The sequence below is a fragment of the Kitasatospora sp. NPDC043949 genome (genome assembly GCF_056435365.1).
This window is the reverse complement of record NZ_JBWKEQ010000001.1, coordinates 181,725-200,311: the sequence shown is the minus strand read 5'-3', so window position 1 is coordinate 200,311 and position 18,587 is coordinate 181,725. Positions and strand designations below refer to the sequence as shown.

The window sequence follows — 18,587 nt, the reverse complement described above, 5'->3', positions numbered from 1 at the left end:
GCCCCGAAACCTCGGAGCAACCACATGGGCTTCCAGCTCAACATCGAGACCACCGGCGACAGCACCAGCATCGAATCCCCCTGGTACAACACCAGCAACCTCGGAATGGCCGCCATCCGCAGCACCATGCACGGACTCGGCATGCTCACCCGGCCGACACCCCCCAACCTCCCCCCGCTGAGCACCTTCGACCTGACCATCAGCGACATCACCGGCCCCGGACAGGTCGTGCCCGGCAAGGAAGCCAACCTCGCCGCCGCCCAAGCCGCCCTCGAAGCGATACGCGCCGCCGCCGAAGAACCCGCCGTCCGTGGCATCCCGCACTACAAGCTCAACAGCAACCTCGAACACTGGCTGATCGTCCCCGCCGAGATCACCGCCGCCCTCGCCGCCTACGACGCCAGGCCCGCCCTGGAACGCCGGGACCTCGAAGCCTGCTTCGCCGACTGGCGCCGCTGGATCCCCTTCCTGCGCTTGGCAGTCCAGCACCGCGGCATCCGCGTCTACTGACCTCAACTTGTATGGGCACACTTCAAAGTGTCCGACATCACCTCTTGGACTCCCTGATGACCACCCACGACAGCACCCCGGCGCCGCCGCCCGAGGTGCGCATAGCCGCCGACCACTCGCACCTCGCCGTCGAGCCCTACACCGGCCGCCCGGACGAAGACCCCGCCGGCCCACCCAGCCCGCCCGCCGCAGCCCCGACCGGCGACCCCCAGAGCTGAGAGGAGACCAATCCCATGTCCTTCACCTTTCTCGACTTTCTGTGCGGCGCCGGCGGCTCCTCAACGGGGCTCGTCGAAGCAGGACTTGAACTCCGCCTGGGAGTCAACCACTGGCAGCTCGCGCTGGAGACCCACGCCGCCAACCACAAGCGCGCCGACCACCTGTGCATCGACGTGTCCGGCATGCCGATGCGCTACCTGCCCAAGGCCGATGTGCTGTGGGCGAGCGTCATCTGTACGGAGATCAGCCCCGCCGGAGGCCGCCGCCGGGAGACCGCCCAGCTCGACCTCCTCGACGGCGACGACGAGTTCAAGGTCCTGCCCGACGACGCCTTCGAACGAACCCGCGTGACCGCGTGGTGCGTCGTGCGGGCCGCCGAGGTCCACAAGTTCAGGGCCGTGGTGGTGGAGAACGTCTTGGAATTTGCCACCGACTGGATCTTGTTCCCGGCGTGGATCGCCGCGATGAAGTCCCTCGGCTACAACTACCAGATCACCTCCGTCAGTTCGGCGCACATCGGCGACGAGACGAACCTGCGCGCCCCGCAGTGGCGCGACCGGATCTACATCACCTTCACACGCAAGGGCATGCGCAAGCCCAACCTCACACCGTCGCCGCCAGCGTGGTGCTTCGACTGTGGCGAGCAGGTCAACGCCGTACAGACGTGGCGCGACCCGAAGATCACGATCGGCAAGTACGGCAAGCAGTACGACTACCGCTGCCCCCACACGCGCTGCAACCGCTCCCTCATCGAGCCGTGGGTGCGCCCAGCCAGCGCGGCGATCGACTGGACGGACCTGGGCCAGCGGATCGGCTCCCGCAGCAAGAAGCTCGCCGACACGACGATGCAGCGCATCGAAGCCGGACGGGCGAAGTACCCGCACCAGCCGTACTCGATCACCCTCACCCACGGCAAGGACGGCGGAGACCGGGCCTACGCGGTCGCCGAACGCCCGATGCCGACCCGCAGCACCAAGCAGGGCGAGGCCCTGATCGTGCCGACCGGCGGTTCGTGGAACACCGACCCGTACCCGGCGGAGCAGCCGCTACGGACCCGCACCACCCGAGAGTCCGAAGCCCTGCTCACCGCCCCGTACATCGTGGAGTTCCGCAACCACTCCTCCACATCCTCGGTGCACGCCCCCGTCTCCACTATCAGCGCGCAGGGCAACCACCACGGCCTGGTCATGCCGGGCCGCCGCGTCGACCCGCGCGACCGCAACACCCTGGTGGTGCCCTACCGCAAGGGCACTGCCAAGCACGCCGGCTACCCGCTCCACACCCTGTCCACCCGGGACTCGGCGGCGGTCGTCGTCACTGCGGAGAGCATCGAGGACTGCTGGTTCAGGATGCTGAAGCCCCGCGAGCAGCTCGCCGGGCAACGCTTCCCCGGCGACTACATCGTCCTGGGCACCGGCGCCGAGCAGACGATGCAGGCCGGTAACGCCGTGTCGTGCAACGTCGCGCACTGGATCGGCCGCCAGCTCCTGGAAGTCCTGTGACCAAGCCCCGGCCGCGCTGGCGCCTGCGCCTGGATCCGCCGCCGCGCCGCTCACTGGTCCTCGCTCAGGTCCCCGACCCGGCCTGCCGCCACTGCGAAGGCGCAGGTGGCTGGGACAGCGGCCCGCCGTACGACCGCTACGTCACCTGCGTGTGCCACGACCCGGACCGCCGCCTCACCCTGCTGCGCCTGCACCGGCGCCCCACCGCCCGTTCCTGAACTCCTGCCTGGCCGCCCCGCTCCCCTTCCGGGGCGGCCAGGCAGGCCCTGCCCGAGAAAGACCCACCCGTGTTCACCGCCCTGCCCGACACCGACCTGTTTACGCCCACCTGCTACCGGGACCCCCGGTACAGCCCCGCCGAAGGCGACTGGAAGAACAAGGACGACCTGATCGAGAAGTGCATGCCGGTCCTTCCGGAGTGCGTGCCCTGCCCCCACCGGGCCATGTGCATGCGCCAGACCCGCCCCCACCCGGCCAAGTTCGACGGCGTGGCCGGTGGCCGCCTGTGGCTCGACGGTGAGGTCATCGCGACCGCCGACGGCGTCGACGACACCGACCTGCCGCTGCCCGGCAAGCCCCGCGACATCTGCGGAACCCTCCAAGGCCACGCCCGGCACTACACCGTCGGCGAGCAGCCCTGCGAGCCGTGCCAGGCAGCCGCCGACACCGAGCCCAACAGCGACCCCGCCGACGAGCAGCTGGCCCTTGCGATCGCGGCCTGATCTCACCCCGTCGGCCGCCCGCGCCCCACCAGCCGGACCCTCAACCGCCCCAGCCGTGCCGCCGCGAACCGCGGCGGCCCGGGCCGGGCGCACCTCGCCCGCACCACCAGCTCGATCACCGCGGCCCGCGAGGGGGCCGGTCGCGGATCACCACCGAGAAGGAACATGATGAGCACCACCGACAGCGCCGACCAGCCCAAGCGCCCCGCCCCCCTGGTCATCGGCCTCGACCTATCCCTCACCTCCACCGGCATAGCCGGCGTCGACTGGGCCGACGCGCTGCGTCCGAAGAACACTCTGCGCGGCCACCCGCGCCTCGCTTGGCATCTGCGGCAGATCGCCGAACGGGTCCGCCGCGCCGACCTCGTCGTCATCGAGGGCGCCGCCTACGGGCACGGCGCGCAGGCCGGGCACCACGAGCTGGCCGGACTGTGGTGGATGGTGACCCAGGCCCTGTGGGAGAACGGAATCCCGTACGCCCAGGTCCCGCCCGCCTCGCTCAAGATCTACGCGTGTGGGGTCGCCAACCCGGCGAAGGACCACCCCCAGAAGATGCGGGCCCGGGTGGCGAAGGGCATGGTCCGCGACGCCGTCGCCTCCCGGTACGGCCTGGAGTGCGAGGGCCCGGGCCGGTACGACCAGGCGGACGCGAGCATCCTCGCGCACATGGGCCGCGACTGGCTCGGCCACCCGGTGGTCGCCCTGCCCGAACAGCACCGCCGCGCCCTCGCCGGAGCCGCCTGGCCAGGGGCGTAGTAGCCGGTGGGAATTTTCCCAACTAGTCGGCTACCAGGATGAGTTGTTGGAAATTTTCTGTCGCCGGAGTAAACCCCAACAAGAAAGAGAGTATAGAATCTAACTATAAGGGCTGAGGAGAGGACCCAAGATGAGCACGCACCGCGAGGGCATCGCCTGGCAGCGAGAAGACAGCACCTGGAGCATCGGCTACTACGGCTTCACCCGTCTGTGGACGCTCGAAGACGGCGACCCGGACGACGACTGCGACGACGAGTGGGACGTCGAGTACCACTACGACAGCTTCTGGTTCCTCTCGACCGGCCACCCCACCTACGAATCCGCCTTCGCGGCATACACGCAGACCGAGGCGAACCCGGGCGTCGAGCCCGACGGCCTGACCTGGGCGAAGCCGGAGAGCCGCGACGAGATCGCTCGTCTCGACGCCATCGCGGCCGAGTACCTGGCGCGAGAGGCCGAGCTGGCGGCGTACTTCCGGTTCTGGACGTGACCCGCACGCGTCGGCCGGGCCACTGCCCAGCCGGCGCCCCGCCCACGACAACCCCCACCCCCCGACCCCGCAGGAGAAGCCAATGTCCACCGCCGTCGAACCCTCGGACCTCCGTGACCTCACGGCCATCGGGCAACTGCACAACTGGATCGGCCGCCACCACGACCTCACCCCCGCCTCCACCACCACTAACCGGCCCGTGGGCAGCCCCGGCCGGGGACTGCCCACGCCAAGGAGCACCATGGCCACCACCCTGCAGATCCCCGCACTCTCCGACCTGCTCGCCGCCGACAACCGCAGCCCCCTGGCCACCCACCTGGCCCGAGACCGGAACCTGAGCGCACTGGCGGCCACCTACGCGGCCGCCGTCACAGAGAGCGCCACCCACAGCACCTGGGAGGCCCACGGCGACGAAACGCCCTACGGCGAGTGGCTGGCGAACCTGCCAGCACCGCTCCTCGCCACCGCCCTGCACCTGTCGGCCACCGCCGCCCGCGACAACGACACCGCGCTGCGCGAGATCGACACCGCCCGCACCCTCCTCGACGCCCTGGCCGACCACCTCGGCCACTGACCCGGAGCCCCACCATGAACAACAACCCGTTCACCGTCCGACTCGCCGCCGATGGACACGCCGCCACCATCGGCGACTACGAACGGTGGGCCATCCCGCCCCACGCCCTCACTACTCGACTCGGCCCCCTCCTCGTCCACACTGACCCGCGAGCGCACCACCAGAGCGTCAACCACTTCGCCCAGCATGTCTGGAGGGAGATCGCCAGAACCGGGCCCACTCCCATGTTCCGCGGACCCGTATGGTTCGGCCCCCACCCGCACCCTGGTATACCTCTCACCCGCAACCCGCAGAACCTTGTCTACGCGATTGATGACATCGCCCGATTCACGCCGAGGCCCCGGCGTCGCCGATGGGATCTGAGCGTGGCCACCACACCCGGCGGCCGCCCCGAAGGCTCCAGTGGCCACGGCGTCGCCTACGGTGCCGAATCCGGCCGCCGGGTAGTCGCCCTGTGCGACGCCGGCGGCGGAGGACTCGGCCGGGACTACGCCCGGCGACACGCGGCCGCTCTCGCGGCACGCGCTCAGGCCGGAGACCCGCTCGGCGCCATCCGGCAGCAACTGCGCGCCGTGAAAGCGGAGCCGTACTCGTGGGGCCGCTCCCTGGCCGGCGCCATCGTCGCGATGTGGGACGAGGATGCCGCCTTCCTCCAACTGGCCTGGACCGGCATGGCGTCGGCCTACCGCCTCCAAGCCCCCGGGGAGGTACTTGCGCTGACCTCTGAAGTCGACCACGAGGGCATCGCCGTGGGACCAGTGACCTACCGGGAGGTCCCGCTGCGCGGCACGGCCTGGCTGACGCTGGCCACGCACGACGCAGGCCTGCACCTGTCGCGCAACGGCTACCTCGTGGAGGACATCCTGCGCTACGCGGACGACCCGAAGAGCGCCGCGGGTCGCCTCGCCCGCATCCAGGGATACCCGGGTAGGGGCGGCGAGGGCACAGTCCTGGTGGTCGACGTCCATCACCGCGCCCCGAAGTCCTCTAGTGAGAGAGGAAGTTGAGGGTTCGCCGGAGTGGACACCCATTTTGAATGAGTATAGAATCGAACTAAGAAGCAGGGGGGATGTCCCCCGCTCAAGAAAGGAACTGCACATGTTCACCCAGCTCGCCCAGGACACCGCGAAGCTCATCCACAACCCGGGCATCCAGGCCCGTGCCATCCTCAACTCGGTGTACGTGGACGTCACTCCGGACGACGAGCGCACCGTGAAGATCGCGTTCACCCCCGAGTCGGGCGGGGTGCGGGTTGACTTCACTCTGCTTGACCCGTCGAAGGCCGCGCTGGACACCGTGAGCGGAATCCTCCCGGTCGACCGGGCGGCCGGTCGGGCGCACCGGGCCGTTTTCGCTCTGATCGACGTCTGGTTCCCGCTGGCCTCCTGAGGCCTGTCGGACCCGGGGGCTGCTCGCCGGCGGCCCCCGGGTGTGCTCTTCCCTGTTTGGGTGCGGGAGGTTCGTTAACGTATTTCTCAATTCGCCTTTGTGCAGGCCTGGTTGGTTTTCGAGTGAGTGGACACCAACCCTTTATGAGTATAGAATCAAAGCATAACGAAGGGGAGGGAATGGCCTCCCCTCTATTGAAGGGAACTGCACATGTTCACCCAGCTCGCCCAGGACACCGCGAAGCTCATCCACAACCCGGGCATCCAGGCCCGTGCCATCCTCAACTCCGTGTACGTGGACGTCACTCCGGACGACGAGCGCACCGTGAAGATCACGTTCACCCCGGGCTCCACCACTGGCTGGGTCCGAGTCGAGTTCGCCCTGCTTGACCCGTCGAAGGCCGCGCTGGATACCGTGACTGGAATCCTCTCGGTCGGCCGGGCGGCCGGTCGGGTGCACCGGGCCGTCTTTGAGCTGGTCGAGGTCTGGTTCTCGCCGGTCGACTGAGGCCGTCGGGCTCGGGGGTCGCTCGCCGGTGGCCCCCGGGTCTGCTCTTCCCTGCTTAGCATAGAAGGTTTGCACTCGTAGTGTCCAACTCGCCTTCGTGTGGTCTGAGTTGGTTTTCGAGTGAGTAGACACCGGCTCTGAATGAGTATAGAATCAAAGCATGGCGAAGGGGAGGGAATGGCCTCCCCTCCATTGAAAGGAACTGCACATGTTCACCCAGCTCGCCCAGGACGCCGCAAAGCTCATCCACAACCCGGGCATCCAGGCCCGTGCCATCCTCAACTCCGTGTACGTGGACGTCACTCCGGACGACGAGCGCACCGTGAAGATCACGTTCACCCCGGGCTCCACCACTGGCTGGGCCCGAGCCGAGTTCACTCTGTTCGACGCGAGGAAGGCCTCCCTCGACACCTCCAGTGGCGAGTACGACGTCACCTCGATCCCGAACGCGGCTAAGCAGCTGCACAACACGCTCCTCGACGTGATCGAACTCTGGTACCCGCCGGTCGCCTGAGGCCTCCTAGGCCCGGGGGCCGCACGCCGGCGGCCCCCGGCCCAATCCCTCGCCATGACGACCCGGAGAAGACCGTGCTCCTTCGTGTGATGATCGCTGCTGCCCTCATCGCCCCGGCCCCGGTTGCTGCTCAGCCTGTCGGATGGCGCGTCGCCATCCAGGTCCAGGGCTCCGGGGTGAGCATCGCCCGGATCATGCTCGAACCCCTGTGCGCGCGTACCAGCAATAACCTCACCGAGTCCCTGCTCGTCGACGGATTCGAGTCCTACGGCGTAATCGCCCCGACCAGGGCAAGCGCGGCAGCCAGGGTCCGATACCTCTACGACACGCACACCGGGCCCTCGCCAGACGAATACCCGCCCGCAGCTGACTGCTGAACATCCCCTGGGCCGGACGACCCGGCCCGCAACTACAAAGGAGCACTGCCATGCCCGCGAGCGCACCACGCTCTGACCGTCGAGTCCGCATCACCGCTGGCGGAAGCGCAGGCTGTCTCGGCACCGTCACCGACGAGATAGGTCCGGACGGTCCCTGGGCCGTGACCCTCGACGACGACACCGCCCGCGGACCCTTGACCTACTGGCCGAAGGAGCTCACCGCCGCTCCGCCCAACGCGCTGCTCGTCACCCCCACCGGCGACGCCGTGCCGGTGAACCTTCCGGTCGATCCGGTCGCCCGGCGCGCCGTGGTCGAGCAGCACCTTGGTGGTAAGGCCGAGTGCATCTATTACACCGCCACGTGCCCGCACAACACGCCCGTGATCAGCCTTGCCGTCCTGGAGGACAACGACGGCATACCGGTGAACTACTACGCCAGCCTGGCCTTCAACGTGCTCCGGCACGACGCCCCTCTCACGGTGAAAGGCCCGGCCCTGTTCATGGGTCCCGCTGGTAGGGACGGGGCGCCCGCTGACCTCCACAGCCGACAGCGCCTTGCCCTCGAACAGCTGATGAGCGTCCTGCGGGCCGAGCTCCGCATCCCGACCGAGACGTGAGGATCCGCATCGACCTTCACATCGGCCTCGACGCCGAACGGTGGGCCGACGAGGCGGGCTCTGACCCGGGGGACGCCGCGAGGGACGCATGCTGGTACATCAGTGACGCCCGCGACTGCATCCCGCACTTCGGGGAGGACGGCTGCCCTGCCTTCCTGCGGGCCCTGCCCGGATGGACCGAGGAGCAGGACATCCTCGGCGCCGTGGAGATCCGCACACTGTGGAGGGTGGAGTGCCCGGCGGTCGAATGGATCGCCTGGCGTGAAGACCCGGGCCCGTACATCAGCGGGCACACGGTGCCGCCCGGAAAGGCCCGGGAGGACCTGGCCCGCATCGCGGTCGAGGGGCTGGTCGGCATGTCGCTGCTGGCAGACGCCCACGCGGTGATGACCCTCACCCACCCGTGGGAGCAGGTCTACGACAACCACTGGCGCACGCACCCGGAACAACGGTCAGAGCGCCGGCGCCGCGTCCCCTGCTAGCCCATCACCGCAGCACGAAGGCAGGACCGTTGCTCGTCGCCCTGCAATCCATCACCTGCCCGCGGTGCACGTTCACCGTCGAACCCGGCGACCCTGTCGACCTGGTCGACGGCGAGCTGTGCTGCGAGGACTGCACCTACGCCCACCAGTGGGCCACCGGCGGGCTCTGAAAGGCCCATCAGGGAAGGAGAGTTGAACCATGCCCGGTAGTACTTTCGCGCTTGCCGTCGACCCGGACGGCACCCAGGACGAGCTGCGCCAGCCGCCGCGTGGCGCCGAACAGTTGGATCTGCTAGTCCGGAATTTCGGCGTGGGCTACTCGTCGCTGCCGATCGGCCGGTACACCGTGCACTGCGGAACCCGGCCGTACGCGGAGGAGGCCAACCGGTACGGGCAGCAGATGTGGACCGCGCTCGCGGGCAGCGGACGGGCCCCGTTCTTCCGGGGCGCCGTGTGGATCACCGGCCGCCGGCGCCCCGACGGCACGTATGGGCCGCTCGCCCGGGCCGACCTCGACCGCCTCTCCGAGGCTGCGAACTCCCGTCAGTGGGTGCGCCCGGGCGGTCCCGTCATCAGCGGGGCGCAGCTGCAGGGCCAGCGGGACAAGCAGTGCGACGCCCTCGCCGTGCACCGGGACCGGGCCAGCGGGGTGTGGTCGTTCGTGGTCTGCGACGGCGTCGGCGACACCGAGGCCACGGCCGCGTTCGTGCAGCACGTCACCCCGCGCCTGGCGCGAGTCGCCTCGCAGGCGGGCTCTCCCGGCGACGCGATCCGGACGGTCCGGGCCGAACTGCCCGACTGGCACCGGCACTCCGGCCTGGAGGGCGAGCCCACCTCGACGGCGGTGGCGGCGACCTGGCACCCTGACTGGGACGAGGTGCGCATCGCCTGGTCCGGCGACTCCCGGGCCTACAGTTCAGCCCGTCGGGACACTGCGAGCCGGTGACCGAGGACCACAACCTGGCCGCCGTGAAGCTGCGGTGCGGCAAGCCGCTGCACCGGTGGGACCACAACCTCCTACTGTCCGACGTCGGATACGGGGACATCGGGGAGCGGACCGTCTACCGGGGCACCGTCGACACGCTGCTGCTGTGCACCGACGGCGCCTACCACCCTCTGGAGAATGGCGGCAGGGTGAGAACCGCCATCGACTGGTACTCGTACGTGACCGTCGAACACTCCCTGGTCAAGTCCACGGCCGGGGAACTGGTCAGCGACGCCGTCGAGCGGGCAATGAGGAATTTCCGCAAGGGAAGTGAGGATCGGGCCGACAACGCCAGCGCCCTCATGGTGGCCCTCCCGGCGCGCTGACCTGCCAAAAGGCGGCGGGGTCCACCTCTTGAGATCTTCTCAAAGGAGTGGACCCCCACTCGCAATGAGTATAGAATCTAACTATGAAGGGAGGGGGAGAGGCCCCCACCCACCAGGGAGGGAACCACCGTGAACGCGCTCACCGCCGCCGCCGACGAAGCCCGCTACTACGCCCGCCTCGCCCGCTCCCGCGCCGCCCGCGCCGAGCAGGAGACCCACCGCCTCACCCTCTCCGCCGCCGCCCTCGCCCTCGACTCCGTCGCCCGACTCCTGAACCGCCCCGACCGCGAGAGTTCCGTCCTCGACAACCTCGCCATCGCCGAGAACTACGCCACCAGCCCCGACGCCGGCCCCGGCGCCCTCCCCGGCGGCTTCTCCTTCACCGTCCTCGACTACCTCACTGCCTGACCTAACCCGCCCTGGGGCCCGGCCACCGGCCGGGCCCAGCAGATGGAGAACGCGATGCCCACCACCCCCACCCACACCCGACCCCTGGCCGGCGAACGCATCGACTTCGACCTGAGCGACCTGGCCGAGTACACCGCAGAACTGCTCGGCCCCACCTGGCACGCCGAACGCCTCACCGAGGACACCGCCCGGGCCCTCGGCCTCCACGAACGCCTGACGGCCATCCGAGACCGCGCGGACGGCTTCACCGTCACCTTCAAACCGACCCCACGAGACTACTGGGACGACATCGACCCGCTGGCCATGAAGGCCTGTGTCTGGGGCGACCTGGCGACGACAGGTCTCCTCCTGCTCCCGAGCCTCGACACCACCCTCGCCGAGACAGCAGGACAGGCCACCGCCGCCATACGCGACCTGAGGTCCCGATACCCGGCCGGCGCCACTTTCCCGGCCGACGCGGCTGTTACCGCGCCCCGCCACCACCAGCGCGCCGCCGCCACAACCATCCGAGCACACCTCGACGAAGGCCCCGACGTAGCCCGCACCGCCCACCGGCTCCTCGACGACGCGGTAGCCGTCGCCTGGGCGCAGCGCCCCGCCGACCTCCACGCGGTCACCTTCCCCCAGTACCGGCAGCTCGTACACGCCGCCCACTTCGCCACCCTCCTCGCCCGAGCCTTCGACCTCGGCCACGCCGACCACACCGGCGATCTCGCCTCCGAGATCAACGCCGCGCTGCTCCTCGACCCGCAGCTCACCCGCTGACCCCACCACCCCGGCCCCGGGGCGAACAGCCCTGGGGCGATCACCAGCACCAACCGGAGAACGCCATGACCACCGACATCGCCTCCATCTCCGTCGTGGGAGTCGAGATCCGAGGCCCCGAGCACCACCAGCTCGCCATCCTCGACATCCTCGCCTCGACCGACCCGATCAGCATCGGCACCGTCCGCAGCGCCTTCAGCCTGGTCGAACACGCCGTCTCCGTCGGCTGGGCCATCCGCCCGGACAGCGTCCACGCCCTCACCTTCACCCAGTTCCACCAGCTCGTCCGCGACCGCTACTACGCCGACCTCTACCGCCGGGCCCTCGCACTGGACGCCGACTTCGACCGGATCGCCGAGGTCGCCTCGGACATCGCGGTCGCGCTCCTGAGCGACCCGCAGCTCAACCTCTGATCGACCCGCCCCTCACCAACCTCGAAAGGGCACAACGACCGTGCACACCAGCATCACCCGACCCACCCCCAGCCTCCCCGACGACCTGTACTTCGTTCCCGAGAACCACCTGCCCAAGGTGGTGTCGACGATCGTGGGCCACGAGGTCTGCCCCGAGCTCGTCATGGCCACCGGCACGCTGCTCCAGCAGGCCATCACCGTCGCATGGGCACGCCGCCCCGACACCCTGCGCAGCCTCGACCTCAGCCAGTTCCACGACACGGTCGGCCACTTCCACTACGACGACCTCTTTCACGCGGCATTGCACCACCACGGCGACCTCCGCCGCGTCGACCACATGGCAGACCTCGTCGCGACCGCACTCGCGAGCGACTGCCACCTCCACCGCTGACCACCACCGCTGCGTCGACGGAGCACACCATGACCACGCCCGAACCCACCGTCGCCGGCGCCCTGGCCGACGCTATGACCTCCCTCACCGGCCTGGGTGCGATGCAGGCCGCACTGCAGGACGAGCCCGCCCGCCTCGACCTGATCGTCAACCGTGACGTCCTGACCGGCCGCACCAAGATCCATGGCTACCTCGAAGGTCGCCGTGTCGTGCACTCCGAGGTCCGCTTCAACCCGGACGAGCCGCGCCTGCACCTTCACGTCGTCGACTCCGGGACGGCCAACGAAGGCCGCCCCCACGCCTGGGCACAGACCGTCGAAGACGCGCCCGGCGCCCCGGAGCCCGTCGCGCAGCGCCTCGCCGAGCTGGCCCGCGAGTACCACCGCCCCCACCGGGGCTGCGAGGCCTGCGGCGTCCACGACGACCTGCCGACCGCGCCGCAGTGGACGGTCGTCCTCGACGAGTACGCGGAGATCGCGCAGATCCGGCGGGGAGTCCTCAGCAAGGCCGAGGCGCGCGCCATCGGCGACACCGGCCACACCGTCTTCGTCGTGCGGGCCTACTCCCTGCCGTCGGCCCACGAACGGGCCCTGACCGTCCTCGACGACCTCTTGGACCACGGCAGGGACATCCCCGACCACCACCTGGTGGACAGCGAGGCCACCACCGGGAGCGACCACCGATGAACAGCACCACCGACGAGGCCCTGCGCGCAGAGAGCACCCGCCTGCGCCTGAACCCACAGATCGAGCGAGCCGCCCGCGCCGCGCTGGACATCGTGCTCGCCAGCGCCTACGGCCACCGGCCGGAGGAGAAACAGGCGCTGAGCCCGGAACAGTACGAGGCCCAGCTCACAGACGAGGCCGTCGTGGCGGTCTACACGTACACCGCGCTGCACCTGTCCGGCCAGTACGCGCGCGCCGCCGCCCACGTCCTCCACATCCTGGACCGCGCGCTGGCCGGTCCGCCGTCCGACCCGCCCGCCGCGCCTGCGGGTCGGTCACGCCCCCGGATCGGATGCCCCCGCGGCGGCGTCTTCCACGCGGAGCCGGGCCTGGCCGACACCACGCCCGGCCTCGAAGCTGAGGTGCGCGCCGCCGCCGAGTACCTGAACAGCCTCGACTACGGGCGGGCCGACACCTTGACCCTCGCGATCGCCTCCCGGCTCGCCGGAGGCGGGCCGATCGGCAGCCGCTACGCCGTGGCCGTCGCCCGTCACCTCGTCGAGACGCAGGCGCAGCACCTCGAAGACGCTGCACGGGACAAGCCCGCCGACTGACCCTCCTGCTCTTCTCCTCGCACGTCCACGCGGCCCGGCCGGTCGCAGTCCGCCACCGGCCGGGCCTTTTTCATGCCCAGAAATAAAGGACAAACCGTCATGAAGCGGTCTCAGCAGATAGACCTGTTCGCCCCGCGCCCCGACGAGGACGACGAGTTCGACTTCTTCCAGCAGAAGGCAGAGCCCCGGCCGCGCCCGGTACTGACCGCCGTCCCGGCGCCCGCCGCGGTCCCCGCCGACGACGCGGCTGCGCCCGCACCGCCGACGAAGCTGAAGCCGAAGGCCCGCACCTTCCCAGTGCTGTACGGGACCCGAGCGCACGAAGCCGCGCAGCGAATAGCCGAGGCCACCGCCGACGCCTGGCACAGCCACCACGGCGGCAGCCGGATGGAGATCCCCGTAGGCGTGGTCGCCGCCCTCTCCCTGTGGCCGCTCAAGGGCCCCGACGCCCCGAAGCAGGCCGACTGGATGCTCGGCCTCGACGCCAACGACCTCGTCCAGATGATGCGCAAGTGCTGGGCCCACTGGTGGATCCGCCGCCCCGACCTGGTACACCGGGCCGCGCCGATCGCCACCTGGACGGAGGAGCCCCTGAGCAAACACGAACTCGCCTGCGTGAAGGCCGTCGCCCACGCCGCAATCACCAACAGTCTGCTCGACCTCACCGGCTCCTGCGACCCCTACGACCACGCCGAGTTCGACCTGATGTCCTGGATGATCACCGGCCTGCGCAGCAGGGGCGCAACGAAGGGCCTGGGGGAGTACCACACCCCGCCGGAGATCTGCGAACTCATGGCCCGCATGCAACTCGGCGACTGCTCCGACGTCCAGCCCGGCTTCAGCTTCTGCGACCCCGCCGGCGGCACCGGCGGGATGACCCGCGCCGCCGCCCAGCTCCTGCGCGAGCACCAGATCGACCCGGCGGCAATGCGCTGGCACCTGAACGACATCGACCCGATCGCCGCGGCGGGAGCTGCCGTCAACGTGATCCTGTGGGGCCTCGGCCCGAACGCCACGGTCTGGCGCGGGGACGTTCTCGCCCAAGGCGACACCGAGCGTCGCGCCCTGGAGGAGAGGGCCGCGATCTTCAAACACCGCGACAGCCTGCTGGGCGGCGCGACGATGATCGCCGCCATCGGCAGGGCCGAGGCGATGATGGCCGGGGCGGTGGCGGACCCGGCGGCCTGACCTGGGGAAGCCGAGTGGACACCCACCCCTAAGTGAGTATAGAATCTAATTACATGGAAGGAGGGAGTTCCTAGCTGAGGGGAGCTTCGATGTACGCGAAAACCGCCAAGCAGGTCGGCGAATGGCTCGCTGCGGACACCTTCAACGTCGCCAGCGCGGAAACCTGCGGCGAACGCCCACTCTCGCGCCCCGCGACCGCGACGGCCGGGCCCAGGGGTTCGTGATCCGCATGACCGTCACTTACCGCCGCGGGCGCTGGGACGGAAACCTCATCGAGTTCAGCCGCGTCGACCCCGCCGGAGAAGGCCTCTATGGCAGTCGCCGGACCTTCCATCACCGCACCTGCGAGCAGGTCTTCACCGAACTCAAGCGCACGGTCACGCACTTCCGCGTCTTCGGGCACGAGAACGACCCCGACTGCGGGGGCTGCTAGCTCAACCGGCCGCCCCGGCGGCCACCCATACCCAATGTGAGTATTAAATCTAGCGATCGGGTGGGTTGGGAACCCCCAACCCACCCGCCAAGGAACCCGTCGTGATCCTCACCGCATCCACCCTCGCCACCGCCTTCGAAAACCTCACCACCCACCTCGACGGCTACACCCTCGCCCCCAGGCCCGACGACGACCCCAACATCCAACGCCTCACCAACACCGACGGCCGCACCATCGGCGCCCGCACCCGCATCGAGAGCATGACCCTCCAACTGTGGATCACCGCCCCCGGCATCCGCCCGGGCGAGCCGCGCCCCATCCGCACCGGCCCCCTCCAGCCCGGCCGCAGCTACCACACCGTCATGCACCTCCACGGCCTCGACGGCGACCCAGCCCAACTGATCCACGACACCCTCACCCGCGACCTCCTGCCCGCCTTCGACACCAAGCCGTTGTGCATCGGCCACCGCCCCTGGGAAGCCGCCGACAGCGGCGCCGACGACCAGCCGGCGGACACCACCCCGCCCACCCCGGACACCGACCCCAACCCGCACGACACCGCCCCACCGGCCGAAGCCGACACCACCACCAAGCAGACCGACACCGCAGCAGACACCCCCGACCCCGACACGCCCCCGGCCGACGAGACCGCCCCGGCCGCCGACGAGCCCGCGCAACCGGCCACCCCTGTCCCCGCCAAGACCCCCACGCCGAAGGCCAAAGCGACTCGCAAACGCACCGCCAGCACCCCCCGAGCCCAGCAGGCCCCGACCGACAAGACCCCCCGCACCCCCAAGACCACCGCCACCAAGACCACCCGCACCCGCAAAACGACGGCCAAGACCACCACCGACATGGCGGACACCCCGGCCAAGACCACAACGCGCACCCGGCGCGGCACCAAGACCACCGCCTAACCAGCAACCAGCCCCGGGAAAGGGCCGAAACCTTCCCCGGGCCAGCCAAGGAACCGCGATGAACGACACCACCCTGCACGAACTGATCACCACCGGTCTCCACCGGCGCGCTGTCACCGCAACCCAGGACGGCGACGACCTCGGCGGCAAGCGCAGCTGGCTCACCATCAACTTGCCCGACGGCACCGCCATCTGGACGTCCGACCACGACGGCAGCGTCGACACCAGCCTCGCCGAAGCCCACGGACTCTCAGCGATCCACCACCTCGGCGACCCGCACGACGCCCAGCCCAGCGAAGAGATCACCCTCTTCGACCACAAGCTCGACCGCAGAAGCAACAGGGCCAAGGCCCTCGCCGACATGGTCGACACCATCGCCACCTACGTCACCAACTGGCCGAACAGCCCGGCAGCCCGCCACCCGGAGCGCCGCGTCTCCAACGGCATCATGGACCTCCCGGCCAGGCTCCTACGCCGCGGCGACGTCATCGTGCACGCCGCCACCGGCCACGAATCCGTTGTCACCGCGATCCGGCACCTCGGCCGAGGCGAGTACAAGCGCACCGCCCGCACCATCACCCCGGCCGCACGCGGCCCCATGACCAGCCTGCCCGCCACCTGGTGGCAGTTCCCCAGCACCCTGCGCCACAGCGGAAGCACTCTCGTGCCCGTCGCTGCGCACCGTCACGTCGACCCCGACACGCTGCCCAAGGTCCCTTACCCGGCCGTGCCCGTCAGCTTCGCCGACGGCGACCACGTCGTTCACGGCGACGTGATCTGGGAGCGCATCGACGGCGGCTGGTTCAACCACATCCGCAGCCCCCACACCCAACCGGCCAGCGACGAAACGATCCTGCGCCTGTTCACCGAAGACTCCTTCCTGCGCAGCGGCATACCCGCCCACCAGCCCGCCGCCAACTGAACCCCCAGGGACCCGCCGATGCTCGACCTCACCACCCGCCGCAACGCCGACTCCGCCCGCAAGGCACTCGCACGCCTCGAACAACTCGAACTCATCCCCCTCGCCCCCTACCCCGGCAGCGACGTCCACTGGCACCTGCACTGCGGCCGCACCGGCTGCGACTGGACAGGCCACCTCTTCTACAGCCACCTGCGCGCCAGCCGAGGACACAACCGCCGGCACGTCGGCTGCACCGGAACCCCCAGCACCTACAGCGCCCGACTCTCCGACACCGACCTCGCCCAGCGGCTCGCCGACCTGTTCCCCGACACCGAGTTCACCATCACCACCCCGGAGAAGGGCCGGACCGTCACCTGGGCCGGACACCCCGACGCCGCCCACCTCGCCGCCCTGATCGGCGACAGCCAAGGCATCCTCCGCCGCCTCCCACCAGGCTCCGGCACGCCGAGCACCTGACCGCCCCGGCCGGGCAGGCACACCACCTGCCCGGCCCCACCCCCCGGAGGACACCACCACCGTGGAAATCGACCTCACCAACCTGCCCCTCGACCTCGTCCCCGTCATCATCGCCCGGACCCGCCGCGAGCTCGAACAAGCAGCCCCCGCCATCCCCGAAGCACACCCCCGCGACGCCACCCGCATCCACCACCGCCACCACGGCAACGGCTGGGCCCACGTCCGCTGGGCCCACATCCACCACAACGGCCGCACCATCCACAACAGCCGCCACATCCTCACCAGCAACCCCACCCACCGCTGGTGGTCCATCCCCATCCACCCTCGCTCGTCGTACTACCAGTTCAACCCCGACACCGGCCGCCCCGTCGACGGATCCGCCCGTCCCTACCCCCACCCCGTCACCGCCAACAACACCGACCCCCTCAACCTCTGCCCCCACTGCGGCTCACGCGGCCGAACCCCCGTCCGCTGCACCCACGACGACCCCGACCGCCACCACGAACACCACCGATACCCCAACGGCCGCCCCTGGAAATACCTGACCTGCCCCGCCAACTGCCAGCCCATCACCGACCCGGTACGCCTCCACACCCCGAACCTGGAGCAGCAGCCATGACCGCACGCCGCACCTACACCGGCCCCACCATCTACCGCACCCCCGAAGGGATCTTCGGAGGCCCGAACGTCACCGACGCGCCGATCCTCAACGTCCAACCCCTCGACCTATCCGCCCACGTGCCCCACAGCCCGGCCGTCCGCCTTACCGTCGCCAACAGCACCGGACGCGGGCCCGACCAGCTGGAGACGGTGGAATGGGGCACCCCGGCCGACTGGCAGCCCGCGCCCCCCGAACCGCTCAACCCGATCGTTGCCGCCCTCACCGCCGCCGGAATCTCCGCCCACCCCCACCAGACCCGGCACGGCGACGCCGGCGCGATCCTCCACCTGGCCTGCAAGGGCCGGTACTGCCAGCTCGTGATCATCGAACGCGGCACCAACTTCTTCTACCAGTTCCTCGACCGCTTCGGCGAAGAGCCCCCCTACTACCGCTGGGACAACGCCCGGACCACCGGCGCCGCCACCAGCGCCCAGCGCCTCTGCTGCACCATCACCGCCCGCATCCTCCCGACCCGACCCGCCGACGCCGTACCTGGCCAGCCCCTCAACCCCTGAGACCCGGCGGCAATGACCGCAGACGACCTCGGCCGCATTACCACCCTGCGCCAAGCCAACTCGGCACCGCCCGGCTCGTACCGGCCAGCCGACAACGGCCGCAGCAGCGGCTGGCCCGCGCCCCGAGCAGTGGGGGGGGGGGGGGGGGGGGGGGGGGGGGGGAGGGGGGGGGGGGGCGGGGGGGGGGGGGGGGGGGGTGGGGGGGGGGGGGGGAGGGGGGGGGGGGGGGAGGGGGGAAGGGGGGGGGGGGAGGGGGGCGGAGGGGGGGG

The 18,587-nt window shown here is 70.1% G+C and carries 31 protein-coding genes; all 31 read left to right on the top strand.

Features of this window, described 5'->3' with window-relative positions; genetic code table 11:
* Positions 1 to 24: 24 nt before the first annotated feature.
* The 31 genes from AC07AL_RS00960 (at position 25) to AC07AL_RS00810 (ending at position 18,318) form a co-directional block, all read left to right on the top strand.
* The gene (locus AC07AL_RS00960; RefSeq protein ID WP_478316283.1) at positions 25 to 510 is read left to right on the top strand and encodes a hypothetical protein; all 486 of its coding nucleotides are present in this window, start codon (positions 25 to 27) and stop codon (positions 508 to 510) included.
* A gap of 56 nt (positions 511 to 566) precedes the next feature.
* Positions 567 to 728 carry a hypothetical protein gene (locus AC07AL_RS00955; RefSeq protein ID WP_478316281.1) on the top strand — a complete coding sequence of 54 codons (162 nt, stop codon included), beginning with the start codon at positions 567 to 569 and terminating at the stop codon, positions 726 to 728.
* 15 nt (positions 729 to 743) lie between these two features.
* Positions 744 to 2,231: a DNA cytosine methyltransferase gene (locus tag AC07AL_RS00950; RefSeq protein WP_478316279.1), complete on the top strand. Its 1,488-nt coding sequence runs from the start codon at positions 744 to 746 to the stop codon at positions 2,229 to 2,231.
* The gene (locus tag AC07AL_RS00945) at positions 2,228 to 2,449 is read left to right on the top strand and encodes a hypothetical protein (protein ID WP_478316277.1); all 222 of its coding nucleotides are present in this window, start codon (positions 2,228 to 2,230) and stop codon (positions 2,447 to 2,449) included. The genes AC07AL_RS00950 and AC07AL_RS00945 overlap by 4 nt, the downstream gene beginning before the upstream one ends.
* Positions 2,450 to 2,518: 69 nt before the next feature.
* Positions 2,519 to 2,953 (top strand): hypothetical protein, encoded by a 435-nt coding sequence (locus AC07AL_RS00940; RefSeq protein WP_478316275.1) that lies wholly within the window; start codon positions 2,519 to 2,521, stop codon positions 2,951 to 2,953.
* 168 nt (positions 2,954 to 3,121) lie between these two features.
* Complete coding sequence (locus tag AC07AL_RS00935; RefSeq protein ID WP_478316273.1) at positions 3,122 to 3,709, top strand: hypothetical protein; 588 nt, start codon at positions 3,122 to 3,124, stop codon at positions 3,707 to 3,709.
* A 130-nt stretch (positions 3,710 to 3,839) separates the two neighbouring features.
* On the top strand, positions 3,840 to 4,199 hold the full coding sequence (locus AC07AL_RS00930) for a hypothetical protein (protein ID WP_478316271.1): 360 nt from the start codon (positions 3,840 to 3,842) through the stop codon (positions 4,197 to 4,199).
* An 82-nt stretch (positions 4,200 to 4,281) separates the two neighbouring features.
* Positions 4,282 to 4,773, top strand: a complete 492-nt coding sequence (locus AC07AL_RS00925; protein ID WP_478316269.1) for a hypothetical protein — start codon at positions 4,282 to 4,284, stop codon at positions 4,771 to 4,773.
* A gap of 365 nt (positions 4,774 to 5,138) precedes the next feature.
* A complete protein-coding gene (locus AC07AL_RS00920; RefSeq protein WP_478316268.1) occupies positions 5,139 to 5,780 on the top strand; it encodes a hypothetical protein in 642 nt (213 codons plus the stop codon).
* Positions 5,781 to 5,871: 91 nt separating this feature from the next.
* Positions 5,872 to 6,162: a hypothetical protein gene (locus AC07AL_RS00915; RefSeq protein WP_478316266.1), complete on the top strand. Its 291-nt coding sequence runs from the start codon at positions 5,872 to 5,874 to the stop codon at positions 6,160 to 6,162.
* Between the two features lie 210 nt (positions 6,163 to 6,372).
* On the top strand, positions 6,373 to 6,669 hold the full coding sequence (locus AC07AL_RS00910) for a hypothetical protein (protein ID WP_478316264.1): 297 nt from the start codon (positions 6,373 to 6,375) through the stop codon (positions 6,667 to 6,669).
* A gap of 208 nt (positions 6,670 to 6,877) precedes the next feature.
* A complete protein-coding gene (locus AC07AL_RS00905) occupies positions 6,878 to 7,183 on the top strand; it encodes a hypothetical protein (RefSeq protein WP_478316262.1) in 306 nt (101 codons plus the stop codon).
* Positions 7,184 to 7,610: 427 nt separating this feature from the next.
* On the top strand, positions 7,611 to 8,177 hold the full coding sequence (locus AC07AL_RS00900) for a hypothetical protein (protein WP_478316260.1): 567 nt from the start codon (positions 7,611 to 7,613) through the stop codon (positions 8,175 to 8,177).
* A complete protein-coding gene (locus AC07AL_RS00895) occupies positions 8,174 to 8,659 on the top strand; it encodes a hypothetical protein (protein ID WP_478316258.1) in 486 nt (161 codons plus the stop codon). The genes AC07AL_RS00900 and AC07AL_RS00895 overlap by 4 nt, the downstream gene beginning before the upstream one ends.
* A gap of 29 nt (positions 8,660 to 8,688) precedes the next feature.
* The gene (locus AC07AL_RS00890) at positions 8,689 to 8,829 is read left to right on the top strand and encodes a hypothetical protein (protein ID WP_478316256.1); all 141 of its coding nucleotides are present in this window, start codon (positions 8,689 to 8,691) and stop codon (positions 8,827 to 8,829) included.
* 29 nt (positions 8,830 to 8,858) lie between these two features.
* The gene (locus tag AC07AL_RS00885) at positions 8,859 to 9,605 is read left to right on the top strand and encodes a hypothetical protein (protein WP_478316254.1); all 747 of its coding nucleotides are present in this window, start codon (positions 8,859 to 8,861) and stop codon (positions 9,603 to 9,605) included.
* On the top strand, positions 9,602 to 9,970 hold the full coding sequence (locus tag AC07AL_RS00880; RefSeq protein WP_478316252.1) for a hypothetical protein: 369 nt from the start codon (positions 9,602 to 9,604) through the stop codon (positions 9,968 to 9,970). Before AC07AL_RS00885 ends, AC07AL_RS00880 begins: the two co-directional genes overlap by 4 nt.
* A 129-nt stretch (positions 9,971 to 10,099) precedes the next feature.
* Positions 10,100 to 10,378, top strand: a complete 279-nt coding sequence (locus AC07AL_RS00875) for a hypothetical protein (RefSeq protein ID WP_478316250.1) — start codon at positions 10,100 to 10,102, stop codon at positions 10,376 to 10,378.
* Between the two features lie 54 nt (positions 10,379 to 10,432).
* Entirely contained in the window at positions 10,433 to 11,143 is a 711-nt protein-coding gene (locus tag AC07AL_RS00870; protein WP_478316248.1) for a hypothetical protein, read from the top strand.
* A gap of 65 nt (positions 11,144 to 11,208) precedes the next feature.
* Positions 11,209 to 11,556 (top strand): hypothetical protein, encoded by a 348-nt coding sequence (locus tag AC07AL_RS00865; RefSeq protein WP_478316246.1) that lies wholly within the window; start codon positions 11,209 to 11,211, stop codon positions 11,554 to 11,556.
* Between the two features lie 40 nt (positions 11,557 to 11,596).
* Complete coding sequence (locus tag AC07AL_RS00860) at positions 11,597 to 11,947, top strand: hypothetical protein (protein ID WP_478316245.1); 351 nt, start codon at positions 11,597 to 11,599, stop codon at positions 11,945 to 11,947.
* Between the two features lie 29 nt (positions 11,948 to 11,976).
* Positions 11,977 to 12,633 (top strand): hypothetical protein, encoded by a 657-nt coding sequence (locus AC07AL_RS00855; RefSeq protein WP_478316243.1) that lies wholly within the window; start codon positions 11,977 to 11,979, stop codon positions 12,631 to 12,633.
* A complete protein-coding gene (locus AC07AL_RS00850) occupies positions 12,630 to 13,226 on the top strand; it encodes a hypothetical protein (protein WP_478316242.1) in 597 nt (198 codons plus the stop codon). Before AC07AL_RS00855 ends, AC07AL_RS00850 begins: the two co-directional genes overlap by 4 nt.
* A gap of 99 nt (positions 13,227 to 13,325) precedes the next feature.
* A complete protein-coding gene (locus AC07AL_RS00845; protein WP_478316240.1) occupies positions 13,326 to 14,414 on the top strand; it encodes an N-6 DNA methylase in 1,089 nt (362 codons plus the stop codon).
* A gap of 89 nt (positions 14,415 to 14,503) precedes the next feature.
* A complete protein-coding gene (locus tag AC07AL_RS00840; RefSeq protein WP_478316238.1) occupies positions 14,504 to 14,638 on the top strand; it encodes a hypothetical protein in 135 nt (44 codons plus the stop codon).
* 5 nt (positions 14,639 to 14,643) lie between these two features.
* Positions 14,644 to 14,847, top strand: a complete 204-nt coding sequence (locus AC07AL_RS00835; RefSeq protein ID WP_478316236.1) for a hypothetical protein — start codon at positions 14,644 to 14,646, stop codon at positions 14,845 to 14,847.
* A gap of 101 nt (positions 14,848 to 14,948) precedes the next feature.
* Positions 14,949 to 15,764, top strand: coding sequence for a hypothetical protein (locus AC07AL_RS00830; RefSeq protein WP_478316235.1), 816 nt, complete (start codon positions 14,949 to 14,951; stop codon positions 15,762 to 15,764).
* Between the two features lie 58 nt (positions 15,765 to 15,822).
* Positions 15,823 to 16,686 carry a hypothetical protein gene (locus tag AC07AL_RS00825; protein ID WP_478316233.1) on the top strand — a complete coding sequence of 288 codons (864 nt, stop codon included), beginning with the start codon at positions 15,823 to 15,825 and terminating at the stop codon, positions 16,684 to 16,686.
* An 18-nt stretch (positions 16,687 to 16,704) separates the two neighbouring features.
* Positions 16,705 to 17,142 carry a hypothetical protein gene (locus tag AC07AL_RS00820; protein WP_478316232.1) on the top strand — a complete coding sequence of 146 codons (438 nt, stop codon included), beginning with the start codon at positions 16,705 to 16,707 and terminating at the stop codon, positions 17,140 to 17,142.
* Positions 17,143 to 17,203: 61 nt separating this feature from the next.
* Positions 17,204 to 17,761: a hypothetical protein gene (locus AC07AL_RS00815; RefSeq protein WP_478316230.1), complete on the top strand. Its 558-nt coding sequence runs from the start codon at positions 17,204 to 17,206 to the stop codon at positions 17,759 to 17,761.
* Complete coding sequence (locus tag AC07AL_RS00810; protein WP_478316228.1) at positions 17,758 to 18,318, top strand: hypothetical protein; 561 nt, start codon at positions 17,758 to 17,760, stop codon at positions 18,316 to 18,318. Before AC07AL_RS00815 ends, AC07AL_RS00810 begins: the two co-directional genes overlap by 4 nt.
* The last annotated feature ends 269 nt before the right edge of the window (positions 18,319 to 18,587 follow it).